Source organism: Kocuria sp. CPCC 205258 (assembly GCF_040981005.1).
Taxonomy (GTDB): Bacteria; Actinomycetota; Actinomycetes; order Actinomycetales; family Micrococcaceae; genus Kocuria; species Kocuria rosea.
Genome location: NZ_JAVKPS010000002.1, coordinates 320,301 through 335,351, shown reverse-complemented (window position 1 = coordinate 335,351; position 15,051 = coordinate 320,301). Strand labels below are relative to the sequence as shown.

Annotated in this window: 13 protein-coding genes; 6 read left to right on the top strand and 7 right to left on the bottom strand. The window is 73.3% G+C overall.

The genetic code is table 11. The features are described 5' to 3' along the window. The first annotated feature begins 20 nt into the window (after positions 1-20). The 5 genes from gcvP (at position 21) to RF644_RS04860 (ending at position 7,229) form a co-directional block, all read left to right on the top strand. Entirely contained in the window at positions 21-2,891 is a 2,871-nt protein-coding gene (gene gcvP, locus RF644_RS04880) for an aminomethyl-transferring glycine dehydrogenase (RefSeq protein WP_368795621.1), read from the top strand. A gap of 31 nt (positions 2,892-2,922) precedes the next feature. After that, the gene (gene gcvT / locus RF644_RS04875; protein WP_109221596.1) at positions 2,923-4,044 is read left to right on the top strand and encodes a glycine cleavage system aminomethyltransferase GcvT; all 1,122 of its coding nucleotides are present in this window, start codon (positions 2,923-2,925) and stop codon (positions 4,042-4,044) included. A 67-nt stretch (positions 4,045-4,111) separates the two neighbouring features. Beyond that, positions 4,112-4,489, top strand: a complete 378-nt coding sequence (gene gcvH / locus RF644_RS04870; protein ID WP_368795620.1) for a glycine cleavage system protein GcvH — start codon at positions 4,112-4,114, stop codon at positions 4,487-4,489. 123 nt (positions 4,490-4,612) lie between these two features. Further along, positions 4,613-6,043 (top strand): L-serine ammonia-lyase, encoded by a 1,431-nt coding sequence (locus RF644_RS04865; protein ID WP_368795619.1) that lies wholly within the window; start codon positions 4,613-4,615, stop codon positions 6,041-6,043. 91 nt (positions 6,044-6,134) lie between these two features. Continuing rightward, the gene (locus RF644_RS04860; protein ID WP_368795618.1) at positions 6,135-7,229 is read left to right on the top strand and encodes an SDR family oxidoreductase; all 1,095 of its coding nucleotides are present in this window, start codon (positions 6,135-6,137) and stop codon (positions 7,227-7,229) included. A 33-nt stretch (positions 7,230-7,262) separates the two neighbouring features. On the opposite strand, the gene RF644_RS04855 is transcribed toward RF644_RS04860, so the two are convergent. The 3 genes from RF644_RS04855 to RF644_RS04845 form a co-directional block, all read right to left on the bottom strand. After that, entirely contained in the window at positions 7,263-8,489 is a 1,227-nt protein-coding gene (locus RF644_RS04855; protein ID WP_368795617.1) for an amidohydrolase, read from the bottom strand. A 28-nt stretch (positions 8,490-8,517) separates the two neighbouring features. Beyond that, a complete protein-coding gene (locus RF644_RS04850; protein WP_035924306.1) occupies positions 8,518-9,270 on the bottom strand; it encodes a hypothetical protein in 753 nt (250 codons plus the stop codon). Positions 9,271-9,344: 74 nt separating this feature from the next. Then, positions 9,345-10,100 carry a DUF5058 family protein gene (locus RF644_RS04845; protein WP_368795616.1) on the bottom strand — a complete coding sequence of 252 codons (756 nt, stop codon included), beginning with the start codon at positions 10,098-10,100 and terminating at the stop codon, positions 9,345-9,347. Positions 10,101-10,262: 162 nt separating this feature from the next. On the opposite strand from RF644_RS04845, the gene RF644_RS04840 reads away from it, so the two are divergent. Continuing rightward, positions 10,263-11,270 carry an AsnC family transcriptional regulator gene (locus RF644_RS04840; protein WP_368795615.1) on the top strand — a complete coding sequence of 336 codons (1,008 nt, stop codon included), beginning with the start codon at positions 10,263-10,265 and terminating at the stop codon, positions 11,268-11,270. 15 nt (positions 11,271-11,285) lie between these two features. Here the strand turns inward: RF644_RS04840 and RF644_RS04835 are convergent, their stop codons facing one another. The 4 genes from RF644_RS04835 to RF644_RS04820 all read right to left on the bottom strand — a co-directional run bounded on the left by RF644_RS04835 (position 11,286) and on the right by RF644_RS04820 (position 15,005). Further along, a complete protein-coding gene (locus tag RF644_RS04835) occupies positions 11,286-11,855 on the bottom strand; it encodes a DUF421 domain-containing protein (RefSeq protein WP_017831724.1) in 570 nt (189 codons plus the stop codon). Positions 11,856-11,858: 3 nt separating this feature from the next. After that, positions 11,859-13,706 (bottom strand): ABC transporter ATP-binding protein, encoded by a 1,848-nt coding sequence (locus RF644_RS04830; protein WP_368795804.1) that lies wholly within the window; start codon positions 13,704-13,706, stop codon positions 11,859-11,861. A gap of 259 nt (positions 13,707-13,965) precedes the next feature. Further along, positions 13,966-14,457 carry a DoxX family protein gene (locus RF644_RS04825; RefSeq protein WP_081615660.1) on the bottom strand — a complete coding sequence of 164 codons (492 nt, stop codon included), beginning with the start codon at positions 14,455-14,457 and terminating at the stop codon, positions 13,966-13,968. A gap of 59 nt (positions 14,458-14,516) precedes the next feature. Next, positions 14,517-15,005: a MarR family winged helix-turn-helix transcriptional regulator gene (locus RF644_RS04820; RefSeq protein WP_017831721.1), complete on the bottom strand. Its 489-nt coding sequence runs from the start codon at positions 15,003-15,005 to the stop codon at positions 14,517-14,519. Positions 15,006-15,051 lie beyond the last annotated feature (46 nt).

Below are 15,051 nucleotides of genomic sequence, written 5' to 3'. Positions count from 1 at the left end.
GCAGCACCCGGGAGTTCCTCATGACGATCCAGCTCGCCACCACGTCCCCGACCACCGTCTTCGCCGACCGGCACATCGGTGCCGGCTCCGACGCCGTCCGGACCATGCTCGCCCGCGTGGGCCGCACCAGCCTCGACGACCTGGCGGACGCCGCCGTGCCCGCCGACATCCGGCAGAACACCCCTCTGGACCTGCCCGCGGCGCTCAGCGAGCAGGAGGTGCTCGAGCAGCTGCGCGCCTTCGCGGACCGCAACACCACGGCCGTGCAGATGATCGGGCAGGGCTACTACGACACCCACACGCCCCCGGTGATCCTGCGCAACGTGCTGGAGTCCCCGGGCTGGTACACCGCCTACACCCCCTACCAGCCCGAGATCTCCCAGGGCCGCCTCGAGGCGCTGCTGAACTTCCAGACCATGGTCTCCGACCTCACGGGGCTGCCGGTGGCCAACGCCTCGCTGCTGGACGAGGCCACGGCGGTGGTCGAGGCCGTGCTCCTGATGCGCCGGGCCAACAAGGCCCGCGGCAACGGCGCGATCGTGGTCGACGCCGACACCCTGCCGCAGACCCTGGCCGTGGTGATGGCCCGCGCCGAGGCGCTGGGCTTCGCCGTGCAGGTCGCCGATCTGACGGCGGGCCTGCCCGAGGGCGAGATCACCGGCGTGGTCCTGCAGCAGCCCGGGGTCTCCGGGCGGGTCGTCGACCACGCCGCGGTGATCGCCGAGGCCAAGGAGCGCGGGGCGATGGTCACGGTCGCGGCCGACCTGCTGGCCCTGACGCTGATCACCCCGCCCGGCGAGCAGGGCGCGGACATCGCGGTGGGCTCTTCCCAGCGCTTCGGGGTCCCCCTGTTCTTCGGCGGTCCGCACGCCGCCTACATGGCGGTGCGCTCCGGCCTGGAGCGGAACCTGCCCGGCCGCCTGGTGGGCGTCTCCAAGGACGCCACGGGACGGGCCGCCTACCGCCTGGCGCTGCAGACGCGCGAGCAGCACATCCGCCGGGAGAAGGCCACCTCCAACATCTGCACCGCCCAGGCCCTGCTGGCCGTCGTGGCCGGCATGTACGCCGTCTACCACGGCCCGGAGGGGCTGAAGGCCATCGCCCGGCGCGTGCACGACCGCGCCCGCACCCTGGCCACCGTGCTGCAGGGCGCCGGCCACGAGCTCGTCGCGGAGCAGTTCTTCGACACCCTCACCGTGCGGGTCCCCGGCCGGGCGGAGCAGGTGGTCCGCGCGGCCGAGGGCCGCGGCGTGAACCTGCGGCTCGTCGACGCGGACCACGTGGGGATCTCCTGCGACGAGGCGACCACGGAGCAGCACCTCGTGCTCGTCGCCGAGGCCTTCGGCGTGGCGGACGCCGCCGCGGCGGTCGCCGCCGGGCCGCGCGGCCCGGAGCTGGACGCCGGGCTGCGGCGCACCACGGAGTTCCTCACCCACCCGGTGTTCTCCACCCACCGCTCCGAGACGCAGATGCTGCGCTACCTGCGGCGCCTGGAGAACCGGGACCTGGCCCTGGACCGGACGATGATCCCGCTGGGCTCCTGCACCATGAAGCTCAACGCCACCGCCGAGATGGCGGCCATGAGCTGGCCCGAGTTCGCCTCGATCCACCCGCTGGCCCCGGCCCACCAGACCACCGGCTGGCGCGAGCTGATCGCCGACCTGGAGGGCCGCCTGGAGGAGATCACCGGCTACGCGGCCGTGTCCCTCCAGCCCAACGCCGGTTCCCAGGGCGAGCTGGCGGGCCTGCTAGCCATCCGCGGCTACCACCGGTCCCGCGGCGAGGAGCAGCGCACCGTGTGCCTCATCCCCGCCTCGGCCCACGGCACCAACGCCGCCTCCGCGGTCCTGGCCGGCATGAAGGTCGTCGTGGTGAAGACGGCCGGCGACGGCACGATCGACCACGCCGACCTCGAGGCGAAGATCGAGGCCCACCGCGACCAGCTGGCCGCCATCATGATCACGTACCCCTCCACCCACGGGGTCTACGACGCCGACGTGCGCCTGGTCTGCGACGCCGTCCACGCCGCCGGCGGGCAGGTGTACCTCGACGGGGCCAACCTCAACGCCCTGGTCGGGCTGGCCCAGCCGGGGAAGTTCGGCGGGGACGTCTCCCACCTGAACCTGCACAAGACCTTCTGCATCCCGCACGGCGGCGGCGGGCCCGGCGTGGGCCCCGTGGCGGTGGCCGCGCACCTGGCCCCGTTCCTGCCCGGCGACGCCACCCGCGCCGAGACGGACGGGGAGTCCGGGGCGCCGATCTCCGCCACGATGTTCGGCTCGGCCGGCGTGCTGCCGATCTCCTGGGCCTACATCGCGATGATGGGCGGCGACGGCCTCACCCGGGCCACGCAGACCGCGCTCCTGACGGCGAACTACGTCGCCGCCGCGCTCGACGAGCACTACCCGGTGCTCTACACCGGCAACAACGGGCTGGTCGCCCACGAGTGCATCCTGGACCTGCGGCCGCTCACGGCCCGCACCAAGGTGACCGCCGAGGACGTGGCCAAGCGGCTGATCGACTTCGGGTTCCACGCCCCGACCCTCTCCTTCCCGGTGGCCGGGACGCTGATGGTCGAGCCGACCGAGTCCGAGGACCTCGCCGAGATCGACCGGTTCATCACCGCGATGACCACCATCCGCGAGGAGATCGAGCAGGTCGCCCGCGGTGAGCTCAGCGCCGAGGACAGCCCCCTGCGCCACGCCCCGCACACCGCCGAGGTCGTGGCCACGAGCGACTGGGACCGCCGCTATCCCCGCGAGCAGGGCGCCTTCCCCGTCCCGGAGCTGCGCCAGGACAAGTACTTCCCGCCGGTGGGCCGCATCGACGGCGCCGCCGGGGACCGCAACCTGATCTGCTCCTGCCCGGCCCCCGAGGCCTTCGAGAACTGATCCGGCACCGCACCGCCACGAAAGGCACGACATGAGCGTCAGCACCACCTCCCGCCACACCGCCCTGCACGACGAGCACGCCGCGCTGGGGGCGTCCTTCACCGACTTCGGCGGCTGGGACATGCCCCTGAAGTACGGCTCCGAGCTGGCCGAGCACCGCGCCGTGCGCACCGCCGCCGGTCTGTTCGACCTCTCCCACATGGGGGAGATCCGGGTGACCGGCCCGGACGCGGCGGCCTTCCTGAACACGGCCCTGGTGGGCAACCTCGCCGCCATCGCCGTGGGCCGGGCCAAGTACTCCCTCATCTGCACCCCCGAGGGCGGGATCATCGACGACCTGATCAGCTACCGGCTGGCCGAGCAGGAGTACCTGGTGGTGCCCAACGCCGGCAACGCGCCGACCGTGCTCGCCGCCCTCCAGGAGCGGGCCGCCGGCTTCGACGTCACCGTGGCCGACGAGTCCGCCGACACCTCGCTGGTCGCCGTCCAGGGCCCCGCCGCGCAGGCGATCCTGCAGGAGCTCGTCCCCGCCGAGCAGCAGGAGCTGGTCGCCGAGCTGAAGTACTACTCGGCCGCGCCGGTCACCGTCGCCGGGACCGACGTGCTGCTCGCCCGCACCGGCTACACCGGGGAGGACGGGTTCGAGCTCTACGTGCCCGACGCCCAGGCGGTGTCCCTGTGGCGGAAGCTCCTGGAGGCCGGGCAGGGCCACGGGCTCGTCCCCTGCGGCCTCGCCTGCCGCGACTCCCTGCGCCTGGAGGCCGGGATGCCGCTCTACGGCCAGGAGCTCACCCTGGACCTCACGCCCTACGAGGCCGGTCTCGGCCCGGTCGTCTCCTTCAAGAAGGAGGAGGACTTCGTGGGCCGCACGGCCCTGGAGGCCCGCAGGGGCGCCGGGACGGACCGCAAGCTGGTCGGCCTGCGGGGCGAGGGCCGGCGCGCGGCCCGCGGCCACTACCCGATCAGCGTGGACGGCGAGGTCGTCGGCGAGGTCACCTCGGGGGCGCTCAGCCCGACCCTGGGCTACCCCATCGCCATGGCCTACGTCGACAACGCGCACGCCGAGCCCGGCACCGAGGTGCAGGTCGACCTGCGCGGCAAGCCGGTCCCGTTCGAGGTCGTGTCCCTGCCGTTCTACCAGCGCGGGCAGTGACCCGGCCGGCTCCGGCAGCCCGTTCCACCACCCGTCGTCCTCCCCTCCTGCTGAAAGGTTCTCGATCATGAGCAACATCCCGTCCCACCTGCGCTACTCCGCCGAGCACGAGTGGGTGGACGAGTCCTCCCCCGTGAAAGTCGGCCTGTCCGCGGTCGCCGTCGACGCCCTCGGCGACGTCGTCTACCTCGACCTGCCCGAGGCCGGCGCCACCGTGACCGCCGGCGAGGTCTGCGGCGAGGTGGAGTCCACCAAGTCCGTCTCCGAGCTCTTCGCCCCGGTCTCCGGCACGGTGGTGGACGTCAACGCGGCCGTCGTCGACGAGCCCGGCCTGGTGAACTCCGACCCGTACGGGGACGGCTGGCTGTTCACCGTGGAGGTCACCGGCGAGGGCGAGCTGCTCACCGCCGAGCAGTACGAGCAGGCCCAGGAAGAACAGGGCTGAGCACCGGCCGCGCCCGGGTACCGTCGAGGACCGTGGTGCGGGCCGGGTCCCGGCCCGCACCACGACCGTTCCACCCACCACCGCCCCGCACCGGGGCACCACCTCCTTTGGAGCATCACCCTCATGGCCATCAGCGTCTTCGAACTGTTCACCGTGGGCATCGGCCCCTCGAGCTCCCACACCGTCGGCCCCATGCGCGCCGCACGGCGCTTCGCCGAGACCCTGACCGGGAGCGGGCTGCTGGAGCGCACCGCGGACCTGCGCGTGGACGTCTACGGGTCGCTGGCCGCGACCGGCCGGGGCCACGGCACCTTCACCGCGATCCTGCTCGGCCTGGAGGGCTACGACCCCGAGACCGTGCTGCCCGCCGAGGTGGACGAGCGGCTCGCCGACCTCGCCGAGACCGGGACGCTGCGGCTGTGCGCGGCCCTCGGGCAGCGCAAGGACCTCCCCTACCGGGTCGAGGACATGGTGCAGCACCCGCTGACCGTCCTGGAGCGGCACACCAACGGCATGCGCTTCCAGGCCCTGGACGGCTCCGGCGCCGTGCTGGCCGACGAGACCTGGTTCTCCGTGGGCGGCGGGTTCATCGTCCGCGAGGGCCAGGAGGACGCCGCCGCGGCCGAGCTGGACGCCGCCAGCGCCCAGGTGCCCCACCCCTTCCGCACCGCCGCACAGCTGCTGGCCCACTGCGAGCGCACCGGCCTGCCGATCAGCGGGGTGATGCTGGCCAACGAGCGGACCTGGCGCGACGAGGACGAGATCCGGCAGCAGCTGCTGCACATCTGGACCGTGATGGAGGAGTGCAAGGACTCCAGCCTCCGGCGCACCGGCCCGCTGCCGGGCGGGCTGAACGTGGCCCGCCGCGCCCCCGAGTGGCACCGGCGCCTGCGCACCGAGGACCCGGACCGGGACCCGGGCTTCTGGCCGGAGTGGGTGAACCTCGTGGCCCTGGCGGTCAACGAGGAGAACGCCTCCGGCGGACGCGTGGTCACCGCCCCCACCAACGGGGCGGCCGGCATCATCCCGGCGGTGCTGTTCTACGCCACCCACTACTCCCCCGCCGCCCGCGCCGCCGCCGCGGAGGGCCCCGAGGCGCTCGCGGCCGCCCGGCGGGACATCGTGGTCCGCTTCCTGCTCACGGCCGGGGCGGTCGGGGTGCTCTACAAGGAGCAGGCCTCGATCTCCGGGGCCGAGGTGGGGTGCCAGGGCGAGGTCGGCTCCGCCTCCTCGATGGCCGCCGCCGGCCTCGCCGAGGTCCTGGACGGGACCCCGGCCCAGGTGGAGAACGCCGCGGAGATCGCCATGGAGCACAACCTCGGGCTGACCTGCGACCCCATCGGCGGACTGGTGCAGATCCCCTGCATCGAGCGCAACGCGATCGCCGCGGCCAAGGCGATCAACGCCGCCAAGATGGCGATGTGGGGCGACGGCACCCACCGGGTCAGCCTCGACGAGGTCATCGTGACCATGCGCGAGACCGGCAAGGACATGAGCCACAAGTACAAGGAGACCGCCCTGGGCGGACTCGCCGTGAACGTCGTGGAGTGCTGACCGTGAGACGCTGAGCCCGTCGGCCCGGACGGTCCTGTCCGTGCGGACCGGCGAGCAGCGTTGGCACCCACCGAGGAGACGAGACCGCACCGTGACAGCCCCCGCCCAGGACACCCGTTCCCCGCAGCGTCCCACCGCCCTGGTGGTGGGGGCCAGCGGCATCGCCGGTTCGGCGATCGTCGAGCAGCTGACCCGCACCGAGGACTGGGACGTGCTCGCGCTCTCCCGGAATTCCGTCCCCGGCAGCTCGGCCCGGCACCTCGGCGCCGATCTCCGCTCCCCCGAGAGCCTGGCCGCGGCCCTGGCCGGGGAGCGGCCCACGCACGTGTTCTTCACCGCCTGGTCCCGCCAGGCCACCGAGAAGGAGAACATCGAGGTCAACGCCGGGATGGTCCGCAACCTCCTGGCCGCCCTGGCCCACGCCCCGGTGGAGCACGTGGCGCTGATGACGGGGCTCAAGCACTACCTGGGCCCCTTCGAGGCCTACGGCAAGGGGGACATGCCCGACACCCCCTTCCTCGAGGAGGAGCCGCGCCTGCCGGTGGAGAACTTCTACTACGCCCAGGAGGACGAGCTCTGGGCGGCCGCCGGCCGCCAGGGCTTCCGCTGGTCCGTGCACCGGGCGCACACGGTCATCGGCCACGCGGTGGGCAACGCCATGAACATGGGGCTGACCCTGGCCGCGCAGGCGGCGATCTGCCGGGAGACGAGCCGCCCGTTCGTGTTCCCCGGCTCCGAGGTCCAGTGGAACAGCCTGACCGACATGACCGACGGGTCCCTGCTGGCCGAGCACATGGTCTGGGCCGCCACCGAGGAGGCCGCCGGGAACGAGGCCTACAACGTGGTCAACGGCGACGTCTTCCGCTGGCGCCGGATGTGGCCGGCGCTGGCCGCCTGGTTCGGACTCGAGTGGGAGGGCTACCAGGACGCACCGCGGCCGCTGGAGCAGCAGATGCGCGGCGCCGAGGACGTCTGGGCCCGGATCGTCGCCCAGCACGGGCTCGCGGAGCCCGACCTCGCCCGCGTGGCCTCCTGGTGGCACACCGACGCCGACCTCGGCCGGCCCATCGAGGTGGTCGCCGACATGAGCAAGAGCCGGCTGGCCGGGTTCACCGGCTACCGCCGCACCCGGGACTGCTTCACCGGCCTCTTCGACCGCTACCGGGCCGAGCACATCATCCCCTGACCCCCGGGGGGGGGGGGGGGAACCCGGGAGGGGTCAGCCGCCCACGCGGGAGAGGATCGCGGTGAGGGCGGTCCGCACCCCGGTGGAGAGCGTCGGCTCGATCGCCGGGGCGAAGAACGGCGAGTGGTTCACCGGCACGGGCCCCTCCCCCTCGAGGACGGCTCCGTCGTGGCCGCCGAACATCCAGAACACCGAGGGCACCCCGATCGCCGCGCCGAGGGCCCCGAAGTCCTCCGAGCCCATCATCGGTTCGACCTCCACCACGTTGTCCTCCCCCAGCACCTCGCGGAAGCGCTCGACGAGAGCGGCCGTGGCCGCCGGGTCGTTGTAGTTGCGGGGGAAGGTCGAGAGCTCCTCGATGGTGGGCTCCGGGGCCCCCGAGGCCGCCGCCTCCGCGGCGATGATGCGCCGCAGCGCGCCCAGGACGTGGTCCCGGACGGCGGGGTCGAAGGTGCGCACGTTGAGCGTGAACTCGGCCGAGGCCGGGATGATGTTCTCCTTGAGCCCGCCGTGGAAGGTCGCCACGGTGACCACCGCGGCCCGGCGCGCGTCGATCTCGCGGGAGACGATGGTCTGGATCCGGGTGATCATGTGCGCCCCGAGCACGATCGGGTCGGTGGCGTCCTGCGGCTGGGACGCGTGGGCCCCCTTGCCGTGGACGGTGACCCGCCAGGAGTCGGCCATCGTCATGACGTCGCCCGCAGCCCAGCTGACCGTGCCGGCCCGGGAGGGCATCACGTGCTGGCCGAGAACGACCTCCGGCAGCGGCACCCGCTCCCACAGCCCGTCCTCGAGCATCGCCCGGGCGCCGGCGGCGGTCTCCTCCCCGGGCTGGAACACGAGCACCACGGTCCCGGCCCAGGCCTCCCGCGCGCCGGCCAGCAGCTCGGCGGCCGTCAGCAGGGCGGCCATGTGCGTGTCGTGGCCGCACCCGTGCATCACGGGGACCTCGGTGCCGTCCTCCAGCCGCCCGGTGGCGGTGCTGGCGTAGTCCAGACCGGTGTCCTCGGCCAGGGGCAGGCCGTCGGTGTCGGCGCGGAAGGCCACCGTGGGCCCGTCCCCGTTGCGCAGCACCCCGACCACCCCGGTGCCGCCGCAGCGGAAGTTCTCGATGCCCAGGGCGGTGAGCCGCTGCTCGAGCAGCGCCGCGGTGGCGTGCTCCTGCATGGACAGCTCCGGGTGGGCGTGCAGCTCGCGGTACAGCAGGTGCATCCGCCGGCGCAGGTCGTCGGTCAGCTGGAGGTCCGTGGTGGTGCTCATGGTGCGGTGTCCTTTCGGGAGAACGGTGTTAGCCGATGCGGAGGTCGTCGGAAGAGGCCTCCGGCTGGGGCGCGACGGGATCGGCCTCGGCCGACCTGTCGCGCAGGAACCATGCCAGCACAGCTGTGGCGATCACCGCGATGGCGGTGCCGAAGAACGCCAGGGTGGGCACGGTCGGCACCAGCAGGAACACGACAGCCGCGGCGACGACGCCGGCGGTCACCGTCATCCGCAGGTTGCGGGTCGAGACGACGGCCTGCACGAGCACCGCGCCCAGCACCGACGGCAGGATGTAGGTCTGGACCACGGCGACGACGTCGGCGGGCACGACGCTCACCAGCCAGGAGCCCAGGAGACCGACCAGGACGAGCAGCGAGACCAGGTGCACCATGGCCGCTCCGCTGATCGCCATCACCGCCGCCAGCTCCCCGCGGCGGGTGCCGGGCTTCGCACCGATGGCGGACTGGGCGATCAGCGCCGAGGGCAGCAGCTTGTTGGAGATGTTGCCGATCATGAAGGCCTGGTACATCGAGGCCTGGCCCAGGATCGGGTAGTAGGTCAGCGGCTCCACGATCCAGAGCACCCCGAAGGTGCCGGCGATGGCCAGCAGGGCGGTCCAGATCCGGGCCTGGTCCACGTCCAGGCCGGAGAAGAGCACGAGGTAGGCGGGACCGGCCAGGGCGAAGAGCAGCCCGGCGATCATCGTCAGCCGGCCCCAGCGGGCGGTGGTCGCGTCGAACTGCTCCAGGGCGGGGACGGCGGCGGGGTTCACGGTGGTCATGGCAGAAGTCCTTCGGTGGGTCTGACGCACGGTCTCGGGCACGGGCTCAGGCGGTCGGTCTCAGACGATCGGTCTCAGGCGGTCGGGAAGACACCGGCGCCGACGGCGGCGTAGGTGACGACCAGCGCGGTCAGGATGGCGATGCCCAGCGCCCACTCGCGGATCCACTGCGCCCGGAGGGCCTTGGCGATGCCCAGGCACACCGCCATCACGGCCGCGGAGGCGAGGAAGGCCACCACGTGGTTGCCCGACTTCGGCAGCTCCCCGAGCCCGAGGGCGAAGAACGCCCCGAGCAGGGCCGCCCCGGGGACCACGGTCATCACGGCGGGGTTGACCTTGCGCAGGCTGACGTCGCCGCGCTTGAGCAGCGGGGTGAGGACCAGCGTGGCGAGCATCCACATCGCCCCGCCCAGGCTCATCGCCATGAACGCCACGGCGAAGACGCCCTGCGTGTAGGTCGGGCCGCCCAGGTCGGCGCCCATGGTGCCGGCGGCGATGCTGGCCGCACCGGTCTCGAAGGACACCGACCCGATCAGTCCGATCCGCACCAGCACGGCGGGAGCGCCGAAGACGGTCAGCAGCGCGACGGCCACCAGGGCCACGGCCAGGGACGGCCCGATCGCCGAGACCGCCCCGGCGCGGAAGGAGGTCCTCAGCTCCGCCGGGCTCACCCCGGCGGCGGGGGCCGCCACACGGGCGGCCCGGACGTAGATGACGGTCTGCACGACGATGACGGCGAAGACGCCGAGGGCGCAGATCCACAGCACGGGCAGGTTGGCCACGGACAGGATGTCGGTGGAGGCGCCGTCGACAGCGGTGCGCAGGTTCATGGGAACTCCCGGAGGTGGTCGGATCGGCGGGGAACGAGAGGCGGGGCCACGAGGAGTCCGTCGCCGGCGGATCTCTGCTCCGAGCGTGACGTGACGCCGATCACTGTCACCGGACATCTTCGATAAACTGCACCAAATGCACTCTCGACCGAAGGAATGAGCATGGAGCTGCCCCCGGAGGACCTCGAGCTCGTGCACGCCCTGCAGATCGCGCCGCGGGCGTCCTGGACCCAGCTGGGGGCCGCGCTCGGCCGCCACCCCACCACGCTGGCCGCCCGCTGGGACCGGCTCCGGGCCGACGGCCGCAGCTGGGTCACCGCCCACCTGGGCACCTCCGGCACGCAGGGCTGCGCCACCTTCATCGGCCTCGAGTGCCGCCCGGGCCGCCGGGCGGAGGTGCTGGAGCGGCTGTGCGCCGTCCCCGAGATCGGCACCGTGGAGGAGTCCGCGCGCGCCTGGGACGTCCGGCTCACCGTCCTCACCCGCAGCTGGGAGCAGATGACCCGGGACGTGCTGCCGCTGGTGCGCGCCGATCCGGCGATCCTGCGGGCCCAGCTCACGGTGGCCACCCGGCTCCACGCCATCGGCAGCAACTGGCGTCTGGACGTGCTGTCCCCGGAGCAGCAGCGCCGCGTGAGCGCCCTGCGCTCGGAGGCGCACCGCCCGCACGGCGCCGTCCCCGCCCACCTCGAGGAGATGACGGCCGTGCTCCAGGCCGACGGGCGGGCCACCGCCGCGCAGATCGCCGCCGCGACCGGGACCCACCCGACGACGGCGGCCCGGCACCTGCGCCAGGCGCTCGAGACCGGCCTCGTGGCTCTCCGCTGCGAACTGGCCCAGCAGCACTCCGGCTACCCGGTGTCCTGCCAGTGGTACGTCCGGGTGCCGCCGGCGCAGCTCGAGGCGGCCGTGCGCTGCCTGCGCTCCCACCGGACGCTGCGCCTGTGCGCCTCGACCACGGGCGACACCAACCTCACCTTCCTGCTCTGGCTGCGCACCCCCGGGGACATCTTCGACGTGGAGGCGGAGCTGCAGGCCGCCGCGCCGGGGGTCCAGGTGGTCGAGTCCGACGTGGGGGTGCGGACCCACAAGCGCATGGGCTGGATGCTGCGCGACGACTCGACCGCGACCGGCGAGGTGGTGACCGAGCTCGGTCGGGCCACCCCGTGACGCCGTGCGCGGTCCTCAGCCCCGGCCCGGCTCCCGCAGGAGGTCCGCCGGGACCAGGTGGGCGTCCCGGACGCCCTCGAGCAGCCGGGGGTCGACCGGCGTGCCGCGCCGGAGGACGCTGATCGTGCCGGCGGCCTCGAAGACCACGCACGCGACCTCGTCGGGGCTGCGCACCCCGGCGCCCCGCAGCGCGCCGAAGAGCTCGGACTCCACCACGTGGACCCGGCGGAGGTTGGCCTCCAGCACCCGTTCGCCGGCCATCAGCAGCACGGCCCGGTTGTTCATCAGCGCCGACACGCGGATCCCCGCGCGGAGCCGGCCGAAGCCCGCCTCGAGCGCGAACAGCGTGCCGAGCCCCAGCACGCCCGCGGCGAGCGTGGGCGTGTCCCCCAGGACCGCGCGCCCGGCCACGGCACCGAGCATGACCACCACGACCGCGTCGAAGGTCGACAGCCGGGACAGCACGCGCTGCCCCAGGACCCGCACCATGAGCAGGAACGCCAGATAGATCCCCACGGCCGAGGCCACCACCGCCAGCGCCCCCGGGGCGTCCACGCCGAGGCGCGCCACGGCGTCGTCGAGCACCGGTCAGACCTCCTGGTCCGCGAACTGCGTCTCGTAGAGCTCCGCGTAGCGCCCGCTCACGGCGAGGAGCTCGGCGTGCCGGCCCCGCTCCACGATCCGGCCGTCCTCGACCACCAGGATCTGGTCGGCGGAGCGGATGGTCGAGAGCCGGTGGGCGATGACCAGGGCGGTGCGCCCCTCCATCGCCTCGCCCAGTGCCGCCTGGACGTAGGCCTCGTTGGTGGAGTCCAGCGCCGAGGTGGCCTCGTCGAGGATCACCACGCGCGGGGCCGCGAGCAGCAGGCGGGCGATGGTCAGCCGCTGCCGCTCGCCGCCGGAGAGCCGGTAGCCGCGCTCGCCCACCACGGTGTCCAGCCCGTCCGGGAGGGCACGGATCACGTGCTCCATGCGGGCCCGGGCCAGGGCGTCCCACAGCTGCTCGTCCGTGGCCTCCGGCTTCACCAGGGCGAGGTTGTCCCGGATCGACTCGTGGAACAGGTGCCCGTCCTGGGTCACCATCCCGATGGTCTCCCGCAGCGAGGCGAAGGTGGCGTCCCGCACGTCCGTGCCCCCGATCCGGACGGCCCCCGAGGTGACGTCGTAGAGCCGGGCCACGAGCTGGGCGATCGTCGACTTGCCCGCGCCGGAGGACCCCACGAGGGCCACCGTCTGCCCCGGCAGGACGGTGAAGCCCACGCCGTGCAGCACCTCCTCGCCGCCCCGGGTGTCGAGCACCGCGACGTCCTCGAGCGAGGCGAGCGAGACCTCCTCGGCGGAGGGGTAGGCGAACCGGACGTCGTCGAACTCCACCGACGCGGGCCCGGCGGGCAGCGACCGGGCCCCGGGCCGCTCCTGGATCAGGGGGACGAGGTCGAGGATCTCGAAGACCCGCTCGAAGCTCACCACGGCGCTCATGACGTCCATCCGGGCGTTCGCGAGCATGGTCAGCGGGGTGTACAGCCGGGTGAGGAGCAGGGCGAGGGTCACGACCGCGCCGGCGTCCAGGTTGCCGAGGATCGCCTGCGCGCCGCCGAGCCCGTAGACGAGCGCCAGGGCGAGCGCCGAGACCAGCGTCAGGGCCGTGACGAACACGGTCTGCAGCATCGCCACCCGCACGCCGATGTCCCGGACGCGGCCGGCGCGGCGGGCGAACTCGGCGGCCTCGGCGTCGGGCCGGCCGAAGAGCTTGACCAGGGTGGCGCCGCCGGCGGAGAACCGTTCGGTCATCTGCGTGGACATGGACGCGTTGTGCTGGGCCGCCTCCCGCTGGAGGTTCGCCAGGCGCCCACCCATGGCCCGGGCCGGGACCAGGAAGATCGGCAACAGCAGCACGGACAGCGCGGTGACCTGCCACGAGATCGAGACCATGACGACGACGGTCAGGATCAGGGAGACGATGTTGCTCACCACGCCGGAGAGCGTGTTGGAGAACGCCCGCTGGGCGCCGATGACGTCGTTGTTGAGCCGGGAGACCAGGGCCCCGGTGCGCGTGCGGGTGAAAAAGGCGATGGGCATCCGCTGCACGTGGTCGTAGACGGCGGTGCGCAGGTCCAGGATGAGCCCCTCGCCGATCAGGGAGGAGAGCCACCGGTTGAGGATGCTCAGCCCCGCGTCCACGACCGCCACGGCGGCGATGGCCACCGCGAGCCAGACCACCACGGAGACCGCGTCCCCGGCGTTGATCGCACGGACCACGTCGCCGGCCAGGATCGGGGTGACCACGCCCAGCAGCGCCGTGAGCACCGAGATCACCAGGAACACCATGAGCCTGGTCTTGTGCGGGCGCGCGAAGACGACGATGCGCCGGAGCGTGCCCCGGTCGATCTTCCGGTCCTTGACGTCCTGACCCTGGACGGTGCGCCACAGCACCATGTACGGCGAGTTCTGCATGCTCATGCGGCCAACCCCGATCTGCGGGGATCGCCCGCGCTGCACCAGGCGCGGCACCGTGGTGGTCGTGCGCGCCGCGCCGCCACTGATTTTACGCGGCCGCGCCGACACGTCCGCGCCCGCCCACCGCGGCCCGCCGACGGAACGCCGGACGACGACGGGCCCCCGCGCCGCAGGGTGCTGCGGTCGGGGGCGGGTCGCTCCGGCGCGGCGGAGCAGCCGGGACGTCGGCGGGAAGGGGTCAGGCCCGGGCGGACCCGCGGCGCCGCGCCGCGACCAGGTGGTCCAGCGACCAGCGGCCGGCACCGGCCAGGACGAAGAGGACGGACGCGGCGGCGAGGAGCAGGACGAGCTCGACCCCGCCGTCGGCGGCGAAGAAGCCCGCGGGAAGGTGCACCAGCACGAGGGCGCCCAGCATGGTCAGGGCGAGCAGGGCGGCGACCACGCGGGTGCCGAGACCCAGGAGGAGCATCAGCCCGCCCACGAGCTCGAGGACGGCCGCGACGGGCGCGGCGAGCTCGGCCGCCGGGACGCCCATCTGGGCGAAGGAGGCCTGGGTGCCGGCGACGGTCCACTCGGTGACCTTCTGCCAGCCGTGCAGGAGGAACGTGGTGCCGAGGACGACGCGCAGGACGGTCAGGCCGAGGGTCGCGGCCGAAGAGTCGGCGGTGGGGACGGTGGGGGCGGAGGAACGGGCGGAGGACGTGCGCTGCGGCACCTGTGTTGTGGACATGTCACCACAGTAGGGGCAGATACTTTCCGTGTCAAGTTTCTAGGTGAAGGGGCCCGGTGTCACGGCTGGTCCGAGGCCAGTCCCCGGGCCGTGGGGCCGGCCGCGGCGTCGTCGACCATGCGGCCGATCAGCGCGAGCTGCTGGACCTGCACCGGCGTCAGCCGGTCGATCACCGTCCGCCGGACGTGCTCCACGTGGCCCGGGGCCACCTGCTGGACCCGCTCCAGGCCGCGGTCGGTGATCTCCGCGAGCACCACCCGCTTGTCCTGCTCCCCACCGGCGCGCACCACCAGGCCGTCCCGCTCGAGACGCGCGACGATCCGGGACAACCGGGACTGGGAGGTGTTGGTGGCCGCCGCGAGGTCCGACATGCGCCGGCGCCGGTCGGGGGCCTCCGAGAGCATCGCGAGCACCAGGTACTCGGCCAGGCTGAGGTCCGCCTCCGCCTGCAGCTGGGACTCGATGCTGCCGGGCAGCGTGAACATGATGGAGACGAGCGCCAGCCAGGCCTCGCGCTCCTCGGGGGACAGCCATCGGGTCTCGGTCATGGCCCGATTCTACGAGCCGGTCCTTGACGCCTCATGGGAACACGTC